Here is a 23,735-nt window from a genome sequence, read left to right on the forward strand (position 1 = left end):
GGGCGTCCCCAAACTTAGAACCAATTCTTGCTACTCGGAAGTAGCTCTACGAAATCTTAATAAATCCGCTGATCAGGATGCCTATCCTGACGAGACCTCCGCGACAGGCCCTTCAAATCTGTACAGTCGCAGGTCACCGGTGTCGACCAGGACCCTCGCACTCCGTAGCCAGATGCCGAACCGGTCCCGTTCTTCACCAGTCCCCGCATCGACTATCACGTAGCGAAACCCCGCCCGCGGCAGGTCCGGTGAGGGTCCTTCTAGTACGCGTTCTACCTCCTGGGCCCGCGGATCCTCGCTCTCCACGACCAGTCCCCCGACCCGTACGGCGTCGTTGGCGACCACCCGCCGCCCCGGGACGGCGAAGTAGCGCTGCGCCGGATCGAGCACCGCCCGCCCCCCGTTCCACGGGAACCGCCGGTACGACTCGTACGGCAGCACCAGCACGTCCCCGGCCGCCTGGTCGCCTCTGATGGCCGCGCGGGCGGCCGCCCAGCTCTCGGGGTAGGGCACCGCGCCGAGCGCCCCCAGGGAGCCCCAGGCCATCGTCGGCAGCACCGCCACCGGCACCAGGGCCATCGCCCCCGCCCACGCCCGGTTGCGGCCGACGGCTGCGGTCAGCAGCCCGAGCCCCAGGGCCGCCGCCAGCGCCAGCGGCGCGATGAACTGCTGGGCGTCCCTGAACACCGCGAACCCGCCCCACACCCCGATGACCCAGGTGAACGCCTGCCTGCCCGGCTCGCTCACCCCCACGCACGCCACGCCCAGCCCGACGGCCGCCGCCACGGCCAGCCCCCGCTTGTACGGCGCCTCGCCACGCAGGAAGAAGACCAGCCCGGCCAGGGTGAGCAGGAGCCTGGCCACCGCCCCCGCCCAGGTCTCGTAGCCGGGCGGCACCGCGTGCGCGTTCCAGATCCCGCCGAGCGACAGCAGGCTCCCCACCGCGCCGAACGGCGTGTCCGCGCGCGCCGCGAACGCCTCCACCCCCACCGGGTCCCCGTCGATCCCCTGCGGCCGCAGCGCGGTCGGCACCAGCCACGGCAGGCTGAACACCGCCAGCACCCCCGCCACCCGCGCGACCGCCTTCCAACGCGGGAGCGCGACGGGCAGCGCCGTGAGCGCGGTGACCGTCATCGCCGCGAACCCGCCGACCGCCGCGGGCAGCACCGCGAGCGCCACCCGCCGCCCCGGCCACACGGCCCGCACCACCCAGGGCAGGCCCGCGTACCCGAGCAGCAGCGCCCACTGCCCCATCAGCAGCCGCTCGGCCACGTACGGGTTCCACACGTAGAACGTCCCCGCCACCAGCCTGGGCCCCAGCGAGTCCGCGGGCAGCAGCAGCGCGGCCCCCGAGCAGCCCAGCACGAAGATCGCCAGCAGGATCAGCTTCTGCACCAGCTCGGCGGGCAGCACCATCGACAGCGCGGTCACGACGGCGTCGCTGGGCACCACCCGCGCGGCCCCGCCGGCCAGCCCGAACGTGAACCGCGAGAACTCCGGGTCCGGCACGAACACCATGTCCTGGAGCAGCGTGAACCCCCAGCCCAGCGCCGGGCCGAGGGCCAGGCAGCCGAGAGCGAGCCCGAGGAGGGCGGAGGCGAGCCCGGCTCGGGACGCGTGCGGCATCCCGCTATGACATCACAAGCCTGATACGACCATTCCCCGCCCGAGCTCCGCCTGGTTACTCTTCGGCGGGAGGCACGGGGTGATGACGAGCGTGATGACAGCGGGGGCACGTCAAGGGCGACTCGAACGGTTACGCGAGCGGCTGCGCAGTGGCGACGCCGTGCTCGCGATCGGGCTGGTGCTGGTCGCGGTGCAGCTCGTGTGGAAGTTCGACCTGGTCAGACGGACGTTCTTCCGTCAGGACGACTTCATGTTCATCGCCAGGGGGCTGGAGGGCCCGCTCTCCTGGGACTACCTGATGCGGATCGACTTCGGCCACCTGATGCCGGGGGCGTTCGGGATCCACTGGGCGATGGGCCGGCTCGGCGTCTACAACGACGTGCTCGCGCACGGGCTCGCGATCGGGCTGCAGGCGGCGGCCGGGCTGGCGCTGCTGCGGCTGCTGCGGCTGCTGTTCGGGACGCGGCCGGCGATCCTCGTGCCGCTCGGGTTCTACCTGCTGACGCCGATGACGGTGCCGGGGCTGTCGTGGTGGGCGGTGGTGGCGGAGACCCTGCCGTTCCAGATCGCGTTGCCGATGGCGCTCGGCTCGCACGTGCTCTACACCCGTACCGGGCTGTTCAGGCACGCGGTGGCGGCGGCGGGCTGGACGGTGCTCGGGATGGTCTTCTTCGTGAAGGCGCCGTTCATCCCGGTGCTGGCGTTCGTGCTCACGATCGGCTGGCTCGGCGGGGTGCGGCTGCGCCGGGTGTGGCTGCTCTACCTGGGCGTGCTCGTGCCGTACGCGGTGGTGTTCTTCCGTCAGCTCTTCTCCTCCGTGCAGCTCACGAACGCCGCGTTCGAGCCGTCGCTGCCGAGCGCCGAGGTCGCCGTGAAGGCGGCGTGGACGCTGCTGACCGGCTCTCTCGTGCCGACGTCGCTGGGCGGGCCGTGGCGGTGGCAGCCGATCGGCGAGGACTACGCGCTGGGCGCCACGCCGCCCGCGCTCATGTGGGCGAGCCTGGCCGTCGCGGTCGTCGCGGTGACCGTGTCCGTGCTCTGGCGGCGGCGCGCGTGGCTGGCCTGGCTCCTGCTGCTGGGCTACTTCCTGCTGGCGGACGTGGTGCCGATCATGCTCGGGCGGGTCGAGCTGCTCGGTCCCGATCTGAGCGGATTCGAGCTCCGGTACGTCTCCTCCACCGCCGTGGTCGTGGCCCTGGTCATCGGGCTGGCGTTCATCCCGCTCCAGGGCGAGGAGCGGCCCTGGCGCCGCCCCGCGATCCCGCTCAAATGGGTGTGGGCGCCGGTGGCGGTGGTGTTCGCGGCGGGCTCGGTGTGGTCGGTCGCCGCCTACGCCGACCGGCCGCTCGGCCGCAACGTCAAGAGCTACGTGGAGACCGGCGCGCAGGCGCTCGCGGCGGTGCCCGCGGGCACGGTGGTCCTGGACACGTTCGTGCCGGACAAGGTGGCCTTCCCGGTGTTCTTCTACGACTACGCCCGGCACTCCCGCGTGCTCGGCCCGACCGCGCCGCACGCGATCTCCTGGCTCAAGCAGCTCGCGGGCCCGGTGGCCGACCCGCTGATCTTCGACCGGCAAGGGCGGCTGCGCCCGCTGCGGATCGACGGCGTGACGATCCCCGCCCGCGCCGCCTGCGTGCCCGTCGGCCGGGACGAGGTACGTTTCCCGCTGCCCGCCCCGCTGCCGGACGCCGAGTACACCGTCCAGGTCTCCTACCTCAACGGCGCCGAGACCACCATGAACGTGCGGCTCGGGTTCGCGCAGGGCTCCGCGCCGGCCGGGCGGGACCTGGGCAGGACCTTCGTCCCGGTCAGGGGCGCCGGGAACGAGCTGGCCCTCCGGACGACCGGCGGCACGTCGTGCGTCGGGGAGATCAGGATCGGGGTCCCCGCCCCCGCGGAGAACGGCCCGGCCATCCCCCCACAGCCCGTGGGGGGATAGCGGGACGCGTCACTTGCCCGGCTCAGGGTCCCTGGGCAGGCCCAGCATGCGCTCGGCGATGATGTTGAGCTGCACCTCGGTGGTGCCGCCGTAGATGGTCATCGCCCTGGTGGCGAGCACCGCCCTGTTCCAGTAGCCCGCGTCGCCGAGCTTCATGTCGGCCGCCACCACGGCGGCGGCGCCGAGCAGGTCCACAGCCGACTCCGAGACGTGCTGGGCGTGCGAGGTGGACAGCAGCTTGCGTACGGAGGCGTCCGCGCCCGGCTCGGACCCGGCGAGCTGCTTGAGCGTGACCCGCAGCGACAGGGCGTTGATCGAGTGGCCCTCGCAGACGACCCCGGCGACCTCCTGCTCCTCGGCCGGCGTGAGCTCGCGGCCCAGCCTGCCGATCAGGCCCACCAGGTCGGGCACGGACGCGCCGGTGCCGCCCGAGCCGGACGACAGCGAGACGCGCTCGTTCGACAGCGTGTTGCGCGCGACCTTCCAGCCCTCGCCGACCTCGCCCACGACCAGGTCGTCGGGGACGAAGACGTCGTCCAGGAAGACCTCGTTGAACAGGTTCTCGCCGGTCATCTCGGTCAGCGGCCTGACCGTGACGCCCGGGGCCTTCATGTCCACGAGGAAGTAGGTGATGCCCTCGTGCTTGGAGCCCTCGCTGGAGTTGCGGGCGATGCAGATGCCCCACTCCGCCACGTGGGCGACCGAGGTCCAGATCTTCTGGCCGTTGAGCCGCCAGCCGCCCTCGACCTGCTCCGCCTTCATCTGCAGCGAGGCCAGGTCGGAGCCGGCGCCGGGCTCGGAGAAGAGCTGGCACCAGATCATCTCGCCGCTGAGCGTCTTCGGCAGGAACCGCTCCTGCTGCTCGGGCGTGCCGTAGGCGGCGATGGACGGCACCACCCAGGCGCCGATGATCATCGCGGGCAGCCTGACCTTGGCGGCCTTGAGCTCCTGCGCGATCAGCACCTGCTCCAGGGGCTTGGCGTCGCGGCCCCACGGCTTGGGCAGGTGGGACATGACGAACCCGCGGCTCGCCAGGGCCCGCTTCTGCTCCTTGCCTTCGAGCGTGGCGATCTCCGCGACCTCCGTACGGATCGACTCGCGCAGCTCCTCGGCGTCCTCGGGCAGGTCGATCTCCATCTCGCGGGAGACGCCCTGCAGGACCAGCGAGGTCACCGTGGCGGCCCACTCGCTCGACGAGCCGAGCAGGGCGCGCAGGGTGAGCGCGCGGCGGTAGTAGAGGTGGACGTCGTGCTCGAAGGTGTAGCCGATGCCGCCGAACGTCTGGATGGCGTCCTTGGCGCACTGGACCGCGGCGTCGGGGGCCATCACCCCGGCGACGGCGGCGGCGAACTCGAGCTCCTTGCCTTCGGCCCTGGTGGCGTCCCAGACGGTCGCGCGGGCCTGCTCAAGGGCGACGAGCATGCGTGAGAGCTTGTGCTTGATGCCCTGGAACTGGCCGATCGGGCGGCCGAACTGGACGCGTACCTTGGCGTAGTCGGAAGCGGCCGATACGCACCACGAGGCCAGGCCCGCCGCCTCGGCGCCGAGCAGGATGGCGGCCAGGTTGAGCACGTCGGGGCCCTCGACGCCGTCGAGGATCCGCTCCACGGGCACGGTCGCGTCCGACAGCTCCACCTTGGCCACCGGCCTGGTCAGGTCGAGCGACCTGATCGTGGTGACCGTGGCGGCGGAGGCGTCGATAGCGATCCACTCCTCGCCTTCCGAGGTGGTCACCGGCAGCACCAGCACGTCGGCCAGCGAACCGCCGAGCACGGGCTCCGCCGTACCGGAGACGACCAGCGAGCCGTCGTCGGCGCGGCGGCCGCTCAGCGCGCCTGTCAGGGCGACGGCGCCGGTGCGGCTCCCGTCGGCCAGCGACTCCAGCAGCTCGCGCCGCTTGGACGCGTGGATGACCGCGCTGGCCAGCACGGTCGGCACATAAGGCCCCGGCGCCAGCCGCTCGGCCAGCGCCTCGACGGCCACAGCCGTCTCCAGCAGCCCGTAGCCCGACCCACCGGACTCCTCGGGCAGGTGAAGGCCGAGCAGCCCCTGCTCGGCGAGGCCCGACCAGAACGCGGGGCGTTCGTCCGCCCCGGTGCGCGGCAAATCCGCGGGCACGTTGCGCTCCGCCCAGCCGCTCACCGAATCGCGGAGCGCCTCGTGCTCCTCGCTCAACCCGATCGCCATCTGCTCATCCTCCAGCCAGGTACGCGTCCATGCCAGAATCATATTCTAGAGCATGCTTCTGACCTAGACGGACGGCCGGGCTAGAGCGGTCGCACCTGCTTGATGAGCGTGTTCAGATCGGGCCAGCGGGTCTTGTTCGACTCGGGGATCGAGGCCATGAGCATGCCGGGCTTCGTCTTGCCCACTTCGACGACCGTCACCACGGCCTGGGCGACCTGCTGCTTGCCGCCGGAGGTGAAGGTGACCTTGAAGCCGAGCGTCCAGCCCTTGCCGAGCGGGTTCTTCTGGGAGCCGGTCCAGGCCAGCGTGGCGCCCTTGGGGTACTGGGTGCGCATCGCCCAGCGGGCCGCCTGGGTGGCGATCTCGCGGTAGTCGGCGTTCGTGGTGGGCTTCTTGGTCGGCGAATCGCCGGGGAACATGGCCGAGGCGACCACCGTGTGCGGGATGGCCACCTTGCCGATGCGCTGCGCGATCGAGAACGGCGGGAACGACTTGGCCTTCCACGGCGCAGCCAGCCGCGGGTAGGTGATTCCGACCGTCTTGTCGGTGATGAGCCCCGAGACCAGGGACGCCGTGCCCGACAGGGTCGGGAACTTCTTGCTCTCCGGCACCGGCGGGAGCACGATCGGGCTCTCGCTGACGGTCGGGCTGGGCGACGCCGACGCGGAGACGCTGGCGCTCGGGACCGGCGCGACGGGGGCGACCGTCTCCGACGACTGCTTGTTGGCGGGCACGTCGCCCGAGAACAGCACGAAGATCAGCGCTACGGCCACGACGGTGCCGAGGATGGCGCCGAGCAGGTAGATGGCCTTGATCGGGATGTCCCCGAGACGCCTGGCCGGGGGCTTGGGCGGGATCGGCAACGGGTGGTGCGGGGGCGGCTGGGTCCGCTGCTGCCCCCGGTTGCCCGAGACGGGGAAGTTCGCGGGCGGCCACACGGGCGGCTGCCGCGGCGGCTCCTGGTTGGGCGACTGGTTCTGCTGGCTCGGCGGCTGGCCCGGCGGCTGGTTCTGCGGCTGGCCCGGCGGCTGGTTCTGCGGCTGGCCCGGCGGCTGGTTCTGCGGCTGGTTCTGCGGCTGAGCGGGGGCCTGGCTGGGAGGCTGGTTCGACGGCTGGCCCGGTGCCTGGTTCGGGGGCTTTATCGGGCTGGACGGGCCCGGCGCGGGCGGCCGAGAGATCCTGATCGTCTCCTCGGCGGGAAGGACGATCTTGCGGAACGGGGTGGTGGGTGAGTCATATGAAGGTCTCTGGTCGCCGACGTCCGCCATGGCCTTGAGGTTACGTCACGACAGCGCAGGATAATTCCTCTATTCCCCCAGCAGAATCTAATTCTGTATGGTCTGCGGACATGAGGGGTTTCTATGAGATCGCGGCCGACGACCCTGAACGTCCTGCCCTGCTCGGTGACGAGGGCGCGACCTATGGCGAGTTGCTGACCCGGGTGAACCAGGCTTCCAACGGCCTGACCTCGCGCGGAACCGGACCGGGCGACTGCGTGGTCACCGTGCTGAAGAACGGGCTCGACGCCCTCACCATGATGCTGGCGACGTACCAGATCGGCGCATACCTCGTTCCGGTCAACTGGCACTTCACCGCCGAGGAGACCGACTACATCGTGGCCGACTGCGGGGCCAAGGTGGTGATCTCACCGGAGGCGCTCACGGTCGGCGAGCTGCTGACCGGGCAGCCGGGCACCGCGCCCGCGCAGCGGCGGGCCGGGTCGATGATGCTCTACACCTCCGGGACCACCGGACAGCCCAAGGGGGTCCGCCGGCGGCTGCTGGACCTGACGCCGGAGGAGCTGCACCCGATCCTGATGCGTAAGAGCTGGCGGCATTTCAGGCTCCCGCCCGGCGGCGTGCACCTGGTGTGCTCGCAGCTCTACCACTCGGCTCCGTACGGGCAGGCGATGATGGCGCTGCAGCTCGGGCACTCGATCGTGGCGCCCGAGCGGTTCGAGGCCGCCTCCGTGCTGGGGCTGATCGAGCGGTATCGGGTGACGAACGCGTTCATGGTGCCCACGATGTTCCACCGGCTGCTGGCGGTGCCCGACCGGGAGTCGTACGATCTGTCGTCCCTCACCCACCTGTACCACGGGGCCGCGCCATGTCCGCCGGCCACCAAACAGGCGATGATCGACTGGCTGGGGCCGGTGCTGTGGGAGTACTACGGCTCGACCGAGGCGGCCGTCGCGACCATGGTGTCGTCGCAGGAGTGGCTGGCCAGGCCGGGCACGGTCGGCAAGGCACTGGACGGGATGGCGTTCACGATCATCGGGGAGGACGGGCAGGAGGTGGCGGCCGGCCTGCCCGGGCTCGTGTACATCGGCGGGATCAACAGGTTCGAGTACCACCGCGATCCGGACAAGACGGCCGCGTCGATGCGTGGCCGGGCGTACACGCCCGGGGACATCGGCTATCTGGACGCGGACGGCTACCTGTTCCTGCTGGACCGGCGGACGGACCTGATCATCTCCGGCGGGGTCAACATCTATCCGGCGGAGATCGAGGCGGCGCTGCTCGAACATCCCTCGGTGGCGGACGTCGCGGTGATCGGCGTACCCGATCCCGAGTGGGGGCACAAGGTCGTGGCGCTCATCCAGCCGGAGGCGGGTGTGGCGGGCGGCGAAGAGCTGACCGCGGAGCTGCTGCGCCACTGCGCACCCCGGCTGGCCAGGCTGAAGCACCCCCGCCTGATCGAATATCGGGAGTCGCTGCCGCGCACGCCGACAGGCAAGCTGAGCAGGCGACATGTCCGTGAAACGTATCTTTCGGGCTGAGGTGGGCACAGATCTCCCATGAGGGAGATCGCCGCTGGACTGGCCGCCGCCGTACTGCTGCTCGCCGGCTGCGGCCCTCCACCGGCCGCCGGGCCGTCCGCCAGTCCGACCACCGTTTCACCCAGCCGGACCGCGACGTCCGCGAAACCGTCTCCGAGCTCGCCCGCCGCGGTGCAGCCGCTGGAGGCCGCGTACGAGAAGGTCATCACGGACGTCCTGCCGTCGATCGTGCAGATCACCACCAAGGTGGGGCTCGGGTCCGGCATCGTGTTCGACTCGGCCGGGCACATCGTCACGAACGCTCACGTGGTCGGCCAGGCCACCGAGATGGACGTCACGTTCGCCACCGGCGGCGCGCCGCGCAAGGCCAAGCTGGTCAAGTCGTTCAGCGCCGGGGACCTGGCGGTCATCAAGGTGACCAATCCGGACGGGCTGCGACCGGCCCGGTTCGGCGACTCGTCCAAGCTGCGGGTCGGGCAGATCGTGCTCGCCATGGGCAACCCGCTGGGCCTGTCGGGCAGCGTCACGAACGGCATCATCTCGGCGCTCGGCCGCACGGTCACGGAGCCGCAGAACCCGGGCTCGCCCGGTGCCACGATCGCGGGCGCGATCCAGACCTCGGCCGCCATCAACCCGGGGAACAGCGGTGGCGCGCTCGTGGACCTGTCCGGCCACGTGATCGGCATCCCGACGCTCGCGGCCACGGACCCCGACCTCGCCGGGGGCGCCGCGCCGGGCATCGGGTTCGCGATCCCGAGCAACACGGCCACCGACATCGCGGATCAGATCGTCAAGAACGGCAAGGTCACCAACAGCCACCGGGCCGCGCTGGGCGTCAGGGGCAGCACGATCATCGGCTCCGACGGCCAGCCCAGCGGCGTGGGGGTGGCCAGGGTGGAGCCGAACGGCGGCGCGGCGAAGGCCGGGATCAAGGCCGGTGACGTGATCGTCTCGATCAACGGCGAGCCGACCCCGACGATGGCCGACCTGTCGGAGACCATCACCACTCTCCAGCCCGGCCAGCGGGCCCGCGTGGGGCTGGTCCGCTCGAACGGAGCCAAGCAGACCATCGTCGTGACCATGGGCCAGCTCCAAGGCGAGTGACCCCGGCCCCGGCATCGGGCGGGCCGCTTGCGCCTACCTCAAGATTCGGGGTGGGGTCACTGCTTGGCGGTGAAGACGATCTCCACCCGGCGGTTCTTGGCCCGGTTCTTCGGCATGGGCTTCCCGTCCACCAGGTTCGGCAGCTTGGGGCGGCTCTCGCCGTACCCGCTCGCCTGGAGGGTGACGCCCGCGCCGGTCAGCAGCCCGCGCATGGCGGTCTGCACGGCCTGCGCCCGCCGCCGCGACAAGGCGACGTTGTACGCGTCGGCGCCCTGATCGTCGGTATGCCCCTCGATCTTGACCACCCCGCCGGCCCCCTCGGCGTTGACCTTCCCAGCCACCTGCTGAAGGCGCTGCCGGGCCTTGGCGGTCAGTTGCCACTTGTCCAGCGCGAACAGCACGTCGCTGGTCAGCGCCACCGTCACCTGGCGCCCCTGCTTGGTCTCGCTCTCGGTCCCGTCCAGCGACTCGACCTCGCCGATGATGTCCTCCACGGGCAGCACCAGGTCCTCGATGGCGCCGGTCGCGCCGGGCGGCGTGCTCGGCTGGGGCGTCGGCGACAGGACGAGCGTCAGGGCGAGGCTAAGAGATCGGAACATCGGTGAACACGCCGATCATCGGCATCTCGACGTTGATCTTCGTGACGTCCGCGGGAGGCGCGGCGAACACCGCGTACAGGGAGGACGCCTCGCCCGTCTCCAGGAACTGGCCCTGGGTGCCGGAGCACACGCACTCCGCGTCCTCGCCCGTGCCGTTGCGGGCCACGCGGTAACGCTTGGCGTTGACGGGGTCGATCAGGGACACGGCCGAGACCGTGTAGTCGAGCGAGCCGCCGCCCATGCCGTTGTGCAGGTTGACCTTGCCGTCGGTCGCGGTGATCGTCCAGTTGAGGCTGATGGTCCTGCCCTGGCGCTTGAGCGAGGTGATGTCCGCGCGGGCCTTGCCGTACATGTCGCCCGCGCCCACCTTGGCCTCGCGGGTGGCGATCGCCGCGGTCTCCTGCGCGGGCGCGCTCTGCTCGGGTGCGGCCGTGGCGGTCGCCGTCGCGGACGGCTCGGCCGCGACCGGCTGCGACTGCTTCTCCTCGCCGCCACCGCCCTGCTGACCAGGGAGCATGCCGCAACCTGCCAGCGCGACGGCCGCGGCTGCCAGCGCGATCGTCTTTCGCATGATGTGATCACCTTCGTCGTTCGGGATGTGGCTCTCACCGTAGGGAGGCGATGTTCAGGATCCGCATAGTCCGCTATATCCGCTGACCACGCCGCCTGCGGGCGTCCTGCGCGAGCCTTTCGGCCTCCGCCTTGCCGGGTTCGTCGCCGAGGCCGTCAAACTCTCCCATAGCACGCATAAGCGCATCAACTTCGCCGTCGAGATCCCCGAGGTCCGACGCGGCTCGGGCGAGCGACAGGAGGGCTTGGGCGGCGTTCCTGCGGTCGCCGTACGCGCTGAACGTCTCCAGCGCCGCCCGCGCCGCGTCCGCCGCCGCGCCCGCTGCCCCCTCCGCCCTGGCGATCTCGGCCAGGACGAGCTGAGCCGCCGCCTCCGGCAGCCGGTCGCCGAGGCGGCGGTTGATCCCCAGGCGCCGCTCCGCGCAGTCGCGGGCCTGCGGGCGCCGTCCGGCGGCGAGATGCAGCCTGGCCAGGTCCAGCAGGGCTTCCGACTCGCCGCGCGGATCGCCCAGCGCCTGGTAGGCGGCCAGGCTCTCGTCGAGCGAGCGCTCTTCGCCGCGCAACGCGCCCAGGGCACGCAGCGCGTCCGCCCGGCCGCGCCGGTCGCCCGCCTCCTCGAAGACACCGAGCGCCCGTACGAACGCCCGCTCCGCCTCCGCCCGCCTGGTCTGGACGAGGCCGAGCCGGAGGGTGAGCCTGGCCAGCTCCAGCCCGTGCACCAGCGGCTGGGCCGCCCGCAGCGCCGCGGCCGCCGCTTCCGTGCGGCCTTCTGCCAGGTGCAGATCGGCCAGGCCGCGGAGCAGCAGCGCCTCGCCGTGCCGGTGGCCCGCCGCCCTGGCCGCGTCCAGCCCGGTGGCCGTGGTCGTGTGCCAGTCGTCGTGGTACGCGCCCAGCTCGAACAGCGGCGTCAGGTAGAACGCCAGCCGCCACGCGGCCTCGTACAGGCCCGCGTGGTGGAAGTCGGCGACCGTCGCGACCAGGAACCGGCGCTCGGCGCTCAGCCACCGCGACTCCTGCCGCAACCACCCGGTCCTGAGCGAGGCACCGGCCTCCGGGGACGGCTCGGGCGGGAGCGAGGCTCCGCTCTGCCGGGACGGCTCGGGCGGGAGCGAGGCTCCGCTCTCCCGGGACGACTCGGGCGGGAGCGAGGCTCCGCTCTGCCGGGACGACTCGGGCGGGAGCGAGGCTCCGCTCTCCCGGGACGACTCGGGCGGGAGCGAGGCTCCGCTCTGCCGGGACGGCTCGGGCGGATGGACCTCCGTGCGGCCCGTGCCGGGCTCGGCGGGCAGGAGGGACGCCCTGGCCTGCCGGGTCCGCTCCAGGATCGCGCCCGCGCGCGCCGCCAGCACGGCACCGGCCCCGCCGTCCTCCTCGGCCAGCCGCTCGGCGGCGTAGAGCCTGGTCAGGTCGTGCCACCCGTACCGCTCCTGGCCTGCCTCGTCCAGCCCCCGCGACTGCAGCAGGCCGGCCTCCGCCAGCGGCTCCAGGTCGGCGTCGAGCACCCAGGGCGCGAAGTCGGGCGCCGACAGCGCGCCGAGCCCGCGCAGCAGCCGGCGTTCCCGGTCGGGCAGGCCGCGGTAGCCGAGCGCGAGGCTGCCGCGTACGGCCAGGTCGCCGGCGCTGAGCTCGTCCAGCCTGCGCCGTTCGTCCCCGAGCCGGCCTGCCAGGTGCGCGAGCGTCCAGCCGGGCTTCCTGGCCAGCCGGGATCCGGCGATGCGCAGCGCCAGCGGCAGGTGGCCGCAGAGCTGGACGATGCGGGCGGCCGCCTCGGGCTCCGCGCGTACCCGATCGTGCCCGGCCACCCCGCCGAGCATGGCCACGGCCTCGTCCGGGCCGAGCACCCCCAGCTCGTACGCCCGCGCCGCCTCCAGCCCGGCCATCGACGACCGGCTCGTCACCAGGGTGAGGCTGCCGGGCCCGGTCGGGAGCAGCGGACGCACCTGGGCCTCGTCGGCGGCGTCGTCCAGCACGACGAGCAGTCGCTTGCGGGCCGTCATGCTGCGGTACAGCCGTACACGCTCGTCCAGCCCGGGCGGCACCGCGCCGTCCGGGCAGCCCAGCGAACGCAGCAGGTCCTCCAGCACCGCCCCTGGGGGCCTGGCGCCGAGCGCGGCGTAGAGCCGTCCGTCGGGACGCCGGAGCCGGGCGGCGGCATGCACGGCCACCGCCGACTTGCCGCAACCGGGCGGACCATGCAGCACCACATGCACCGGCGCCCCTGCGTGCTCGCGCGCGTCCTCCGTGCCGCGCCGCTCCCCCGCTACGTGCCCGTCCCCTGGGGCGTGCCCGCTCCCCGCCACGTTCTCGCCGGCCGTCCGGGTGATCCAGTCGATCACGTCCTGCCGCCCGGCGAAGTCCGAAATATCCGGCGGAAGCTCGTCCACCGGCCCGCGACCGCCGGACACCTCCCGCTGGTACGCGCCCGCCGACGCCGGCTCGCGCATCGGCTCCCAGAGACCGGGCTCCCGCAGGCCTGGCTCATGCGGGCCGGGCTCATGCGGGCCGGCGAGGCCGTCCTGCGCGTCCGTCAGCACCCGCTGATGCGCCGCCACCAGCTCGGTCCCCGGCTCCAGGCCCAGCTCCTCGACCAGCGTCCGCCGCGCGTCCTGGTAGGCCCCGAGCGCCTCCGACCGGCGCCCCGCCTGGTGCAGGGCCTCGATGAGGCGGACCCAGGCCCGTTCCCGCAGCGGGTGCGCCCCGACCAGCGCCCGCAGCTCCCCGACCACCTCCGCGCCCCTCCCCAGCCGGAGATCCAGCTGGACGCGCTCCTCCACCGCGGTCAGGCGCAGCTCCTCCAGCGGCACCGCGTGCGCCCTGCGCAGCACCGACGACTCGACATCGGCCAGCGCCTGCCCCCGCCACAGCCCCAGCGCCGTCCGGTACGCGTCGGCCGCCTCCGCGACCCGCCCGGCCGCCCTGACCCGCCTGGCCTCGGCGACCAGGGCCTCGAACCGGTGGCAGTCGACGTCCTCGGGCTCGACGTCGATCAGATAGCCGCCCGGCACCGTACGGATGCCGTCCACGAGCTTGCGCAACGCGCTCACGTACACCCTGAGCACCGACTCCGCCGACGCCGGCGGCCGGTCGTCCCAGACCACGGACATCAGCCGCTCGACCGGCACCTGCACACGGGCCGACAGCAGCAGCGCGGCCAGCAGCGTGCGGTGCTTGGCCGGCCCCGGCGCCTGCCCGCCGTGCACACGCAGCGGCCCGAGCACGCCGAACCGCACGCTCACGCACCCCTCAGCAGCACGTTACGGCTCACTCGCCCACCGGTCTGAGCGCGAACGAGTCGAAGCGGACCCGCGCGGACGCACTCCCGCCGGCCGCCGCGTAGACGCCGGCCTCGCTCGGACCGTACGGGGAGTCGGCGTCGGACGCCTCGGCGACCAGGCGTTCGTTCAGCCACATGCGTAACGTCACCTTGCCCCCGCTCCGGCCGCACTCCGCCACGATGCGGTCGCTCTCGGCGCCCTGCGCCTTCGCCGGGCCGAACAGGGTCCGGCCCCGCGTGCCCGTGCGGCGCTTGACGATCGTGACGTAGCCCGCGTCGCTCATCCCGAACTCGTAGCGCTCTCCCGAACGCGCCGAGCCGTGGCACCACACACCGTACTCCCCGGTCCCGTCCTCAAGGGTGGCCTTCGCGCTGACGATCACGCCGCCCTCCGGCTCCTGCCGCGGGGCCGACTTCCACAGCCGCCACTCCGGATTGACCGTCAGCTCGTAGCCGGCGCCGGAGAGCCGGGCGTCGCCGCCCTCCGACGAGCCGAGAGCCCAGGAGTCGCCGAAGGCCGCCTCGTACGGCCAGGTCGTCCGCCAGAGCCCCGGCACGGCCACCAGCGTCACGGCGACGGCCACGGCGAGCACCCCGCCGCCCGCGACCCACGGCCACCGGGCCCGGTGCTTCCCGGCGACGGCGACCGCCCCCGGGGACCCGGCCACCACAGGAGCGGTGCCGGAACGGCCCGCCTCCCCGAAGCGGCCAGCCTCCCCAGAACGGCCCCCTTCCCCGAGGCGGGCTTCCCCGGAGCGGGCGGCCTCCCCAGGGCGGCCAGGATCGCCGGAGCGGGCAGGCTCCCCGGAGCGGGCAGGATCGCCGAAGCGGGCAGGATCGCCGAAGCGGGCAGGATCGCCGAAGCGGGCGGGATCGCCGGAGCGGCCCTCTTCCCCAAGGCGGGCCGCTTCGCCGGAGCGCAGGTCGGCGGTGGTGGCGCCGGTCCAGGTGCGTTCGACGACCTCGGTGGCCGCGGCCAGACGCGTCCCGCCCACCAGCTCGCCGAGCAGTTGCTGAGCGGTGGGCCGTAGCCGGGGATCCTTGGCGAGCGCCCGCTCCACCACCCCCCTGATCGCCTCGTCGAGCCCGTCCAGCACGGGCCCCTCCTGCATGATCCGGTACAGCACCTCGCCACGAGCCCCGCCCCCGAACGGCAGCCGCCCCGTCCCCGCGAACGCGATCACCCCGCCCCAGGCGAAGACGTCGGCGGCGGGCGTGAGCGGCTCCCCGCGCACCTGCTCGGGCGCCATGAACGCGGGCGTCCCGAGTATCGCCTGGCTGGCCAGGCTGTCGTTCTCGACGAGCTGGGCGATGCCGAAGTCGATCACCCGCGGGCCGAGCGGCGAGAGGAGCACGTTGGAGGGCTTGAGGTCGCGGTGGATCACCCCGGCCCCGTGGATGGCGCTCAGCGCGGTCGCGATGCCGACCGCCAGCGCTTCGAGGTTCCCGCCCGACAGCGGCCCCTGATCGTGCACGGCCTGCGCCAGGTCGGGCCCTCTGACGTACTCGGTGACGAGGTAGGCGACGTCCCCGTCGATCCCCGCGTCCAGCACCGGCGCGGTGCAGAACCTGGCCACCCGCCGCGCCGCCGCCACCTCCCGGCCGAAGCGCCGCCTGAACGCCGGATCCCGGGCCAGCGCCGGGTGGATGACCTTGACCGCGGCCAGGCCGCCGGTGGGCGTGGCAGCGAGATGCACCTCGCCCATGCCGCCCTGGCCGAGCAGGCGCCGCAGCGTGTACCCGGCTATGACGCGGTCACCGTTCATCGCAGACACACTAGCCAGACCCTCGAACCGTACTGTTCATCCGGCCGCGGGAGCCTGGGTCAGCCGGTAGCGCGAGGGCGGGATCCCGTACCGGTCGACGAACGCCTGCCGCAGCGTCTCCGCCGTCCCGAACCCGCACCGCACCGCCACCGACGCCATCGGCAGCGACGTGGAGGCCAGCAGATGCGCGGCGGCCTCGGTGCGGGCCAGCCGGACGTAGCGGCCCGGCGTCTCCCCCAGGTGCTTGAGGAAGAGCCGGGTCAGGTGCCGCTCGCTGACGCCCGCCTCGGTCGCCAGCGCGGAGGTGCTCAGGTCGTCGCGCAGGTGGGCGCCGATGTATTCGAGGGTCCGCTTGACCAGGCTGTTCGCCGGCGAGGGGGCGCTGACGAACATGCTCATCTGCGCCTGGTTGCCGGGCCGCTGGAGGTAGGTGACCAAGTTCCGGGCCACGGTCCTGGCCAGCTCGGTGCCGTTGTCCTCCTCGACGAAGGCCAGCGTGAGGTCGAGGGCGGCGGTGATGCCCGCGGACGTGGCGATGTTGCCGTCACGGATGAAGATCGGGTCGGGGTCCACGATGACCTTGGGGAAGCGGGCGGCCATCTCCTGGGCCTGCATCCAGTGCGTGGTGGCGCGCCGGCCGTCGAGCAGGCCGGCGGCGGCGAGGATGTGCGAGCCCGTGCAGACGGACGCCACCCGGCGGCTCTCGCGGGCCAGCCGCCGCACATGGCCCACCACCAGCGGGTTGCCCGCGGCGTCCTCGTGGCCGATGCCGCCGGCCACGAGCAGCGTGTCGAGCGGGCCGGTGACCCGCTCCAGCGCCAGCTGCGCGTCCAGGGTCAGCGCGGTGGCGGTGGTGATGGCGTGCCCGCCCGGCGTGGCCACGCGATATTCGTAGTACGGCAGCGCGCCGTGCCAGTTGGCGCTCTCCAGCGTCGAGGTGACGGAGGCGATCTCGAGTAATTCGGCCGCTTCGTAGGCCACGATCACGACCCGCCGTACGTCCATGGCACCGACTGTAGGTCCGAGGGACGGAGAACCCAAGTTTCCGGACCTCCCTCGCCGCCGCCCTGGCCCCCGGCCGCCCCTGCCCGCCACAGTCGGAGCATGACTACGACAACCCCGAACACCGGTCGCCGCTGGGGCAAGTTCGCCCTCCACTACGTCGAGATGATCATCGCGATGTTCGTCGGGATGTTCGCGCTCGGCCTGCTGCAGTCCGCCGTCGGCCTCGGCGTCTCCCACGCCGAGCAGCCGGAGCTCTGGTACCTCTCGATGGCCTTCAACATGTCCGTCGGCATGGCCGCGTGGATGCGGTTCCGCGGGCACGGCTGGGCCCCGACGCTGGAGATGTGCGCGGTCATGTTCGCGCCGGTCGTGCCGCTCTTCCCGCTGCTGTGGCTGGGCGTCATCGACGGCGGCGGGCTGATGATCGTCTCGCACGTGGCCATGTTCCCGCTCATGCTGGTGGCGATGCTGCGCCGCCTCGACGAGTACGCCGGCTGCGCTCATTGAGCGCGGCCGGCCCCGGCTTCGGGCAGGAACCCGGTCAGTACGTCGTCCGCCTCGCCCAGGGGCCGCGCCGCCGCTCCGGCGTCCTGGGGCAGGCACCCGTACAGGAAGCGCACTCCCACGTCCTCGATCCCGCAGAAGGCGGAGATCCCGATCCGGAGCTGGCGCTCCAGCATCTCGTCGAGACCGTGCTCGGTGTAGGACTCTCGCGACTCGCCGGCCAGGCCCAGCCACAGCAGCCGTTTGCCTCCCAGGCGGGCCTTGCCCTGACCGTAGGCGAAACCGTAGTTCCAGACCCGGTCGATCCAGCCCTTGAGGATGGCCGGCAGCCCGTACCACCAGACCGGGAACACCACGGCGATCACCTCGGCCGCGTCGATCCGCCGCATGTGCTCGCGGACCTCGGCGGAATAGGTCTTGCCCGGGTCGCCCCAGTCAGGCTCGTCCGCCGGCGTCATCCGGGGGTCGAAGGCGGCGGCGTACAGGTCCAGCGTGTCCACGGTCAGGCCGGCTGCCTGGAGACGGCTCCGCGCCCGGCGGGCGACCGCGGCGGTGAGGGAGTCACCGCGCGGGTGCGCGACGACCAGCAGCGCACCCGGCATCGCCCGGCCTCCTTCAGCCCGGCCTCCTTCAGCCCGATCTCCTTCAGCCCGGCCGCCGTCGCCGGTCATCGGCCGAGCCGGACGAGCATCTTGCCGGTGTTGGCGCCGCGGAGCACGCCGAGGAACGCGGCCGGTGCCTGCTCGATGCCCTCGAACACGGTCTCCTCGGTACGCAGGGTGCCGTCGGTGAGCCAGGCCGCCGCCTTCCCGATGTACTCCGGGAAGCGGTCGAGATGATCGGTCACCAGCACGCCGCGCAACGAGAGGCGCTTGGTGACCAGGTCGTAGACGTTGCGCGGGCCTGGGACCGGCCCGGTGGCGTTGTACTGGCTGATCATGCCTACCAGAGCGGCCCTGCCGTGGGTCCTGAGCGCGCCGATGGCGGCCTCCAGGTGGTCGCCGCCGACGTTGTCCACGTACACGTCGATGCCCTGCGGCGCGGCGGCGGCGAGCTGCCCGGCCACCGAGCCGGCCCGGTGGTCGATCGCGGTGTCGAAGCCGAACGTCTCGATCAGTTTCTTGCCCTTGTCCGGCCCTCCGGCCGAGCCGATCACCTTGGCGGCGCCGAGCTTGCGGGCGAGCTGCCCGGCGATGCTGCCGACCGCTCCCGCGGCGGCGGAGACGAACACCACATCGCCCTCCCGCACCGGCGCGATCACGGTCAGCGCCAGGTACGCCGTCAGCCCGGTCGTGCCCAGCGCGCCGAGGTAGTCCTGCGGGCGCGCGATGCCGGTGTCCACGACGGTCGCCTCCGCGGCGTTCAGCAGGGCGTACTCCCGCCAGCCCAGGAAGTGCGACACCGTCGCGCCGACCGGGATCTCCCCGGCCTCTGAGGCGATCACCTCTCCGACGGCGGAGCCTTCCAGCGGGCCGCCGACCTGGAACGGCGGAATATACGACTCCGCGTCGTCCATCCGGCCCCGCATGTAGGGATCGACCGACATCCAGGTGTTGCGCACCAGGATCTGTCCCGCACCCGGCCGCGGCACCTCCTCCTCCACCAGCTCGAAGTTCTCCGGACGCGGCTCGCCGAGCGGACGGGAGGCGAGCCGGTACACACGGTTGATCATGTCGGTTCCTTCAGTCGATCGGGTTCGATGGCTTCACCCTGCCTCCTGGCCCTTCGGGTCTTCTGCAGGTCCGCTGCAGGTCCCGCCGCAAGCCCCGGTCCTGGGCCGGTTTCCGGTGCTCGGGTAACCTTCCGGCATGCTTTTCGGGGTGCTCGGCCCGCAGGCCGTCTGGACGGCCGGCGGGAGGCCCGTACGGATCCCCGACCTGAAGGTCCGAGCGCTGCTGGCCGATCTGCTCGCGCACGAAGGCCGCCCGGTGCCGGCCGAGCGGCTGATCGACGACCTGTGGGGCGAGCGGCTGCCCCGCAACCCGGTCGGCACGCTGCACACGAGGGTCTCCCAGCTGCGCCGCGCGCTGGAGGCCGCCGAGCCCGGCGGGCGGGACCTGGTCGACTCCCAGTCGCCGGGCTACCGTCTCAAGGTCTCCGCCGACGCCGTGGACGCGGGCCGGTTCCTGGCCATGACGGCGCGGGCACGCGCCACGAGCGACGCCCGGGCGCGCGCTGGGCTGCTGGCCGACGCGCTGGCGCTGTGGCGGGGGCCGGCGTACGCGGACTTCGCCGACGCCGAGTTCGCCCGCCCGGTGGCCGCCAGGCTCGAAGAGGAGCGGCTGGTGGCGCTGGAGGAGCACGCCGAGGTACGCCTGGAGCTGGGCGAGCACAGCCTGCTGACCGGCGAGCTCGGCGACCTGGTGGCCCGCCATCCGCTGCGCGAGCGGCTCCGCGCCGCGCAGCTGCTCGCCCTCTACCGCGCGGGCCGGGCGGGCGAGGCCCTGGCCGGTTACGCCGACCTGCGCGAGCACCTCGCTGACACACTCGGGGCGGATCCCGGCCCTGAGCTGGTGGCGCTGCACACGTCGATGCTCAGGCAGGACCCGGCGCTGCAGGCTCCGGCCGCCGCCCCGGCACGTTCCCGCACCAACCTGCCCGCGGCGGTGACCGACCTGGTCGGCCGGGCGGAAGCGCTGACCCGGGTCCGCGCCCTCGTGGAGTCGTCCCGCCTGGTCACCCTCACGGGGCCGGGCGGCGTGGGCAAGACCCAGCTCGCGCTGGAGGTCGCGCGGTCGGTCGAGGACACGTTCGCCGACGGCGTCTGGCTGGTGGAGCTGGCCGGCCTCGAACGCGCCTCCGGCGGCTCGGCGGCTGCCGTGGCCGACGTGGTGGCCTCGGTGCTCGGCATCCGCGACGACGTCACCCCTGCAGCCGACCCCCTGACCCGACCGGCACCGTTGGAGCGGTTGCCGGGCAAGGGGCCGTTGGAACGGACGGCCGGCGCAAGGCCGTTGGGGAGGTTGGCCGGCGAGGGGCCGTTGGGGCGGCTGGCGGGGGCACTGCGTGCCAGGCGCATGCTGCTCGTGCTCGACAACTGCGAGCACGTCGTCGAGGCCGTCGCCGCACTGGCCGGGGCGCTCTTGCGGGCGGCGCCGGACCTGCGGGTCCTCGCCACCGGCCAGGAGCCGCTGGCGATCGCCGGTGAGCGGCTGTGGCCGGTGCCCCCGCTTGACCTGCCGGCCCAGGACGCGACGCCGTCGGGCATGAAGACCTCCAGCGCGGTGGCGCTCTTCGTGGCCAGAGCCGCCGCTGCGGCGCCCGGGTTCGAGCTCGACCACGACAACGCCTCCGCCATAGCGGCGATCTGCCGCCGCCTGGACGGGATCCCCCTCGCGCTGGAGCTGGCCGCCACCCGCGTACGCGCCCTCGGCGTGCGCGAGCTGGCTGACCGCCTGGACGACCGGTTCCGGGTCCTGACCTCGGGCAGGCGTGGCGGGCCCGCACGGCAGCAGACGCTCCGCGCGATGATCGACTGGAGCTGGAGCCTGCTGTCCGAGCAGGAACACGTGGTTTTGCGGCGGCTGGCCGTACACGCCGACGGGTGCGCGCTGGACGCGGCCGAGCAGGTCGCGGCGGAGCCCGGGATCGACGTGCTGGACCTGCTCGCCCGCCTGGTGGACCGCTCGCTCGTCACCATGGCCGACAGCGCCGACGGCCCCCGCTACTGGCTCCTGGAGTCCGTCAGGGACTACTGCGCCGAGCGCCTGCGCGAGGCCGGGGAGTACGACGAGCTCCGCCGCCGCCACCTCCGCTACTACACCGGCCTCGCCGAACGCGCCCAGCCGCACCTCCACGGCCACGACCAGCGGCGCCGGCTGGAGCGACTGGACAGCGAGTGGGCCAACCTGCGCACGGCCCTGGAGTCCGCCGCGCAGCTCGGCGCGGGCGAGGACGCCGCCCGGCTGGTCAACGCGCTGGCCTGGTACTGGGTGCTACGCGGCCGCCTGGCCGAGGCCCGCAGGTCGCTGGACCTGGCATTGGAGGTCAGCGCCGACGTCCAGGCCGCCGCCTGGCGTACGGGAATATCGCTGCTGCTCAGCAGCGGCACCGACGAGATCACCCCGATCCCGTACGAGCGAATCGCCGGCCCCCGCGCCCGCGCCAGGACCCAATGGTTCCTCAGCTACGCCCAGCGCGGTTTCACCGGCCTGTCCGCCACCTCCGGCCTCCTCGCCGAGGCGCTGGAGAGCTGCCGCGCGCTGGACGACCGCTGGGGCGTCGCCGCGGCGCTGAGCGTCCGGGCCACGATCGCGCGTGCCCGCGGCGAGCTGTCCGCCGCCGAGAGCGACGCGCTGGAGAGCGAGGCGATCTTCCGCGCACTCGGCGACCAGTGGGGCCAGGTCAAGGCGACCAACACGCTCGCCGAGCTCGCCGAGATCAGCGGGGACTATCCGCGGGCGGCCCGCCTGCACCGGGAGGGCCTGCGCATGGCGGAGGAGCTGTCGCTCTGGGGCGACGTCTCGTTCAGGCTGTCGGGCCTGGGCCGGATCAGCCTGCTGGAGGGCGACCTGACGGGGGCCGACGAGCTGCACCGGCGGGCGATGGTGCTGGCCGCCGGGCAGTTCGACAAGGTGGCCGAGCACTTCGCCGAAGTGGGGCTGGCGTTGAGCGCCCGCCGTCAGGGCAGGCACGAGGAGGTCCGCGCCCACCTGTCGAAGTGGGTGGACTGGCTGCGGGGTGTCGGCGGGGAGCCCGGCCTGGCGCTGGTCCTGGCGGAGCTGGGCTTCGCCGCGGAGCAGCTCGGCGACGCCGATGCGGCCCTGCGGCTGCACCTGCGGGGGCTCGGCTCGGCGCGCGCGATCGGCGACCCCCGCGCGGTCGCCCTGTCCATGGAGGGCCTGGCGGGCGCGCACCGGCTCGCCGGGGACGCGCCGCGCGCCGCCCGCCTGCTCGGCATCGCCACCGCCCTCCGCCGTTCGGTCGGCGCGCCGCTGCCACCGGCCGAGCGAGGGGACGTGGATCGCATCACCCGGGCCCTGCGCCACGCGCTCGGGGATGAGCGCTTCGCCGCCGAGTTCGAGCTCGGCACCCGTACGGATCCCGAGACCGTGCCGGCCCGCTGACCGCTGACCGCTGACCGCTGACCGCTGACCGCTGACCGCTCCAGGATCCGATCCGCGCGGGTGCGAGCGTGGCCCGTCAGCTCGACGTCTGCGCGGCCCCTGCCGCGGCCCGCATCCTGTCGAAGTTCGCCACGTACTGCCGGTAGACGTCCTTGTCGTTGAGCTGCAGCAACGTCTCGTCGTTACGCCGCAGCGACGTCTCGTTGTAGTTGTGGCTGCCGGTGAACACCCGGCGCGCGTCGCGGTCCCCGTCGTACGAGCCCTCCACGAGCAGGTACTTGGAGTGGATCCGCCCGAGCAGCGCGCTGCCCGACCCGAGGGTGGCCAGCTCGATGCGCGGCTGCGCCGCCAGCACGGCCTTGACCTCCTCGTCCATGATCCCGTACACGATCTGCACCGCGCACCCGTCGCCCGCCAGGTCGCGCAGCCGCTCGGCGATGGCGATGCGGTAGGTGTCCCATTCGGACATGCCGACCCGGAGCTTCGTACGGCCCCGGCAGGAGACCTTGTCCAGGTAGTCGACGATGGGGTCGCCCTGGGCGCGGGGGAAGAAGTGCGCCAGGACCGAGCCGCCGCGCGAGCCCGTCTGGACGACGCGGTTGTAGTCCAGGTTCTTCCGCTCGGCGGCCAGGTCGCCGAAGTAGGACTCGTGCGCGGCGTAGAGACGCCGGTTGCCCGGCAGGACGACCGCGTTGTTCCAGTACGTCGTGGAGTTGAGGTCGGTGAGGTTGGCCGAGGACTGCACCACCACGTCGGAGGCCCGGCCCGCCCGCGAGAACAGGTAGAACTTGTTGTGCTGCCCCTTGTCCCCGATGCAGGCCGCGGTGCCGCCCGACATGGGTCCCGTGCAGACGTGCACCCAGGAGTCGCCGGCCGCGTCGGTGCCCAGCGCCGTCGCGAGCTGGGCCGCGATCGCCGCGCCCCGCGTGTCGCCGTCCAGGATGACCCGCACCTTGACCCCGCGCTGGTGCGCCTTCACCAGCTCGGCGACGAACTCCGTGCCGGCCGTTCCGGACATGACGAAGTGCGCGATCTGGATGGTCGCACCCGCGGGCGTCTGCCGTACCAGCCCGCAGAGCTCGCGCACGATGGCGGCCGGGTCACCACCCACCGGCTCGCTGAACACCGCTCCGGTCACGACCGGCCCGCGCGGGGCGTCGGCGCAGGTGGACGCCTGGGCGGCGGCGGGCGTGCCCGCGCCGCTCGCGAGCACGGCGGCGGCCGTGGCGCCCATCGTCAGGACGGACAGGAACTTGCTCGGCATGCGGAACTCCTCCAGCGTTACGACCAGCCCTGATCTTGATTACGGGCAAGCC

At 72.9% G+C, this 23,735-nt stretch carries 16 protein-coding genes; 5 read left to right on the forward strand and 11 right to left on the reverse strand.

Annotated features, from left to right (window positions below):
• Nucleotides 1-81: 81 nt before the first annotated feature.
• Nucleotides 82-1,626: an MmpA family trehalose lipid delivery protein gene (locus ABEA43_RS31815; RefSeq protein WP_345567605.1), complete on the reverse strand. Its 1,545-nt coding sequence runs from the start codon at nucleotides 1,624-1,626 to the stop codon at nucleotides 82-84.
• An 82-nt stretch (nucleotides 1,627-1,708) separates the two neighbouring features.
• On the opposite strand from ABEA43_RS31815, the gene ABEA43_RS31820 reads away from it, so the two are divergent.
• On the forward strand, nucleotides 1,709-3,565 hold the full coding sequence (locus ABEA43_RS31820) for a hypothetical protein (RefSeq protein WP_345567606.1): 1,857 nt from the start codon (nucleotides 1,709-1,711) through the stop codon (nucleotides 3,563-3,565).
• A gap of 9 nt (nucleotides 3,566-3,574) precedes the next feature.
• Here ABEA43_RS31820 and ABEA43_RS31825 read toward each other — a convergent pair whose 3' ends face one another.
• Nucleotides 3,575-5,752, reverse strand: coding sequence for an acyl-CoA dehydrogenase family protein (locus tag ABEA43_RS31825; protein WP_345567655.1), 2,178 nt, complete (start codon nucleotides 5,750-5,752; stop codon nucleotides 3,575-3,577).
• An 80-nt stretch (nucleotides 5,753-5,832) separates the two neighbouring features.
• A complete protein-coding gene (locus ABEA43_RS31830; protein ID WP_345567608.1) occupies nucleotides 5,833-7,020 on the reverse strand; it encodes a hypothetical protein in 1,188 nt (395 codons plus the stop codon).
• A gap of 80 nt (nucleotides 7,021-7,100) precedes the next feature.
• Here ABEA43_RS31830 and ABEA43_RS31835 point away from each other — a divergent pair, with 80 nt between their 5' ends.
• A complete protein-coding gene (locus ABEA43_RS31835; RefSeq protein WP_345567610.1) occupies nucleotides 7,101-8,531 on the forward strand; it encodes an AMP-binding protein in 1,431 nt (476 codons plus the stop codon).
• An 18-nt stretch (nucleotides 8,532-8,549) separates the two neighbouring features.
• Complete coding sequence (locus tag ABEA43_RS31840; RefSeq protein ID WP_345567612.1) at nucleotides 8,550-9,635, forward strand: S1C family serine protease; 1,086 nt, start codon at nucleotides 8,550-8,552, stop codon at nucleotides 9,633-9,635.
• A 56-nt stretch (nucleotides 9,636-9,691) separates the two neighbouring features.
• On the opposite strand, the gene ABEA43_RS31845 is transcribed toward ABEA43_RS31840, so the two are convergent.
• The 5 genes from ABEA43_RS31845 to ABEA43_RS31865 all read right to left on the reverse strand — a co-directional run bounded on the left by ABEA43_RS31845 (nucleotide 9,692) and on the right by ABEA43_RS31865 (nucleotide 16,849).
• The gene (locus ABEA43_RS31845) at nucleotides 9,692-10,234 is read right to left on the reverse strand and encodes an OmpA family protein (RefSeq protein ID WP_345567614.1); all 543 of its coding nucleotides are present in this window, start codon (nucleotides 10,232-10,234) and stop codon (nucleotides 9,692-9,694) included.
• Nucleotides 10,218-10,805 (reverse strand): hypothetical protein, encoded by a 588-nt coding sequence (locus ABEA43_RS31850; RefSeq protein WP_345567616.1) that lies wholly within the window; start codon nucleotides 10,803-10,805, stop codon nucleotides 10,218-10,220. Before ABEA43_RS31850 ends, ABEA43_RS31845 begins: the two co-directional genes overlap by 17 nt.
• 73 nt (nucleotides 10,806-10,878) lie before the next feature.
• Nucleotides 10,879-14,040, reverse strand: coding sequence for an AfsR/SARP family transcriptional regulator (locus tag ABEA43_RS31855; RefSeq protein ID WP_345567618.1), 3,162 nt, complete (start codon nucleotides 14,038-14,040; stop codon nucleotides 10,879-10,881).
• 25 nt (nucleotides 14,041-14,065) lie between these two features.
• On the reverse strand, nucleotides 14,066-15,844 hold the full coding sequence (locus ABEA43_RS31860; RefSeq protein WP_345567620.1) for a serine/threonine-protein kinase: 1,779 nt from the start codon (nucleotides 15,842-15,844) through the stop codon (nucleotides 14,066-14,068).
• A 36-nt stretch (nucleotides 15,845-15,880) separates the two neighbouring features.
• Nucleotides 15,881-16,849, reverse strand: coding sequence for a GlxA family transcriptional regulator (locus tag ABEA43_RS31865; protein WP_345567621.1), 969 nt, complete (start codon nucleotides 16,847-16,849; stop codon nucleotides 15,881-15,883).
• A gap of 99 nt (nucleotides 16,850-16,948) precedes the next feature.
• Here ABEA43_RS31865 and ABEA43_RS31870 point away from each other — a divergent pair, with 99 nt between their 5' ends.
• Nucleotides 16,949-17,356, forward strand: a complete 408-nt coding sequence (locus ABEA43_RS31870) for a hypothetical protein (protein WP_345567622.1) — start codon at nucleotides 16,949-16,951, stop codon at nucleotides 17,354-17,356.
• On the opposite strand, the gene ABEA43_RS31875 is transcribed toward ABEA43_RS31870, so the two are convergent.
• Together ABEA43_RS31875 and ABEA43_RS31880 are read right to left on the reverse strand one after the other, a co-directional pair.
• Entirely contained in the window at nucleotides 17,350-17,955 is a 606-nt protein-coding gene (locus ABEA43_RS31875) for an NAD(P)H oxidoreductase (protein ID WP_345567624.1), read from the reverse strand. The genes ABEA43_RS31870 and ABEA43_RS31875 overlap by 7 nt on opposite strands.
• A gap of 65 nt (nucleotides 17,956-18,020) precedes the next feature.
• A complete protein-coding gene (locus tag ABEA43_RS31880) occupies nucleotides 18,021-19,025 on the reverse strand; it encodes an NADP-dependent oxidoreductase (RefSeq protein WP_345567626.1) in 1,005 nt (334 codons plus the stop codon).
• Between the two features lie 136 nt (nucleotides 19,026-19,161).
• Here ABEA43_RS31880 and ABEA43_RS31885 point away from each other — a divergent pair, with 136 nt between their 5' ends.
• The gene (locus tag ABEA43_RS31885) at nucleotides 19,162-22,419 is read left to right on the forward strand and encodes an AfsR/SARP family transcriptional regulator (protein ID WP_345567628.1); all 3,258 of its coding nucleotides are present in this window, start codon (nucleotides 19,162-19,164) and stop codon (nucleotides 22,417-22,419) included.
• 76 nt (nucleotides 22,420-22,495) lie between these two features.
• Here the strand turns inward: ABEA43_RS31885 and ABEA43_RS31890 are convergent, their stop codons facing one another.
• Nucleotides 22,496-23,683 (reverse strand): phospholipase D-like domain-containing protein, encoded by a 1,188-nt coding sequence (locus ABEA43_RS31890; RefSeq protein WP_345567630.1) that lies wholly within the window; start codon nucleotides 23,681-23,683, stop codon nucleotides 22,496-22,498.
• Nucleotides 23,684-23,735: the final 52 nt, after the last annotated feature.

This window comes from Nonomuraea rosea (genome assembly GCF_039539705.1).
Taxonomy (GTDB): Bacteria; Actinomycetota; Actinomycetes; order Streptosporangiales; family Streptosporangiaceae; genus Nonomuraea; species Nonomuraea rosea.

Excerpts from the sequence above, each read along its gene's own strand:
- ABEA43_RS31815 (WP_345567605.1), bottom strand. The coding sequence starts at position 1,626 with ATGCCGCACGCGTCCCGAGCCGGGCTCGCCTCCGCCCTCCTCGGGCTC.
- ABEA43_RS31820 (WP_345567606.1), top strand. The coding sequence starts at position 1,709 with ATGACGAGCGTGATGACAGCGGGGGCACGTCAAGGGCGACTCGAACGG.
- ABEA43_RS31825 (WP_345567655.1), bottom strand. The coding sequence starts at position 5,752 with ATGGCGATCGGGTTGAGCGAGGAGCACGAGGCGCTCCGCGATTCGGTG.
- ABEA43_RS31830 (WP_345567608.1), bottom strand. The coding sequence starts at position 7,020 with ATGGCGGACGTCGGCGACCAGAGACCTTCATATGACTCACCCACCACC.
- ABEA43_RS31835 (WP_345567610.1), top strand. The coding sequence starts at position 7,101 with ATGAGGGGTTTCTATGAGATCGCGGCCGACGACCCTGAACGTCCTGCC.
- ABEA43_RS31840 (WP_345567612.1), top strand. The coding sequence starts at position 8,550 with ATGAGGGAGATCGCCGCTGGACTGGCCGCCGCCGTACTGCTGCTCGCC.
- ABEA43_RS31845 (WP_345567614.1), bottom strand. The coding sequence starts at position 10,234 with ATGTTCCGATCTCTTAGCCTCGCCCTGACGCTCGTCCTGTCGCCGACG.
- ABEA43_RS31850 (WP_345567616.1), bottom strand. The coding sequence starts at position 10,805 with ATGCGAAAGACGATCGCGCTGGCAGCCGCGGCCGTCGCGCTGGCAGGT.
- ABEA43_RS31860 (WP_345567620.1), bottom strand. The coding sequence starts at position 15,844 with ATGAACGGTGACCGCGTCATAGCCGGGTACACGCTGCGGCGCCTGCTC.
- ABEA43_RS31865 (WP_345567621.1), bottom strand. The coding sequence starts at position 16,849 with ATGGACGTACGGCGGGTCGTGATCGTGGCCTACGAAGCGGCCGAATTA.
- ABEA43_RS31870 (WP_345567622.1), top strand. The coding sequence starts at position 16,949 with ATGACTACGACAACCCCGAACACCGGTCGCCGCTGGGGCAAGTTCGCC.
- ABEA43_RS31875 (WP_345567624.1), bottom strand. The coding sequence starts at position 17,955 with ATGCCGGGTGCGCTGCTGGTCGTCGCGCACCCGCGCGGTGACTCCCTC.
- ABEA43_RS31880 (WP_345567626.1), bottom strand. The coding sequence starts at position 19,025 with ATGATCAACCGTGTGTACCGGCTCGCCTCCCGTCCGCTCGGCGAGCCG.
- ABEA43_RS31885 (WP_345567628.1), top strand. The coding sequence starts at position 19,162 with ATGCTTTTCGGGGTGCTCGGCCCGCAGGCCGTCTGGACGGCCGGCGGG.
- ABEA43_RS31890 (WP_345567630.1), bottom strand. The coding sequence starts at position 23,683 with ATGCCGAGCAAGTTCCTGTCCGTCCTGACGATGGGCGCCACGGCCGCC.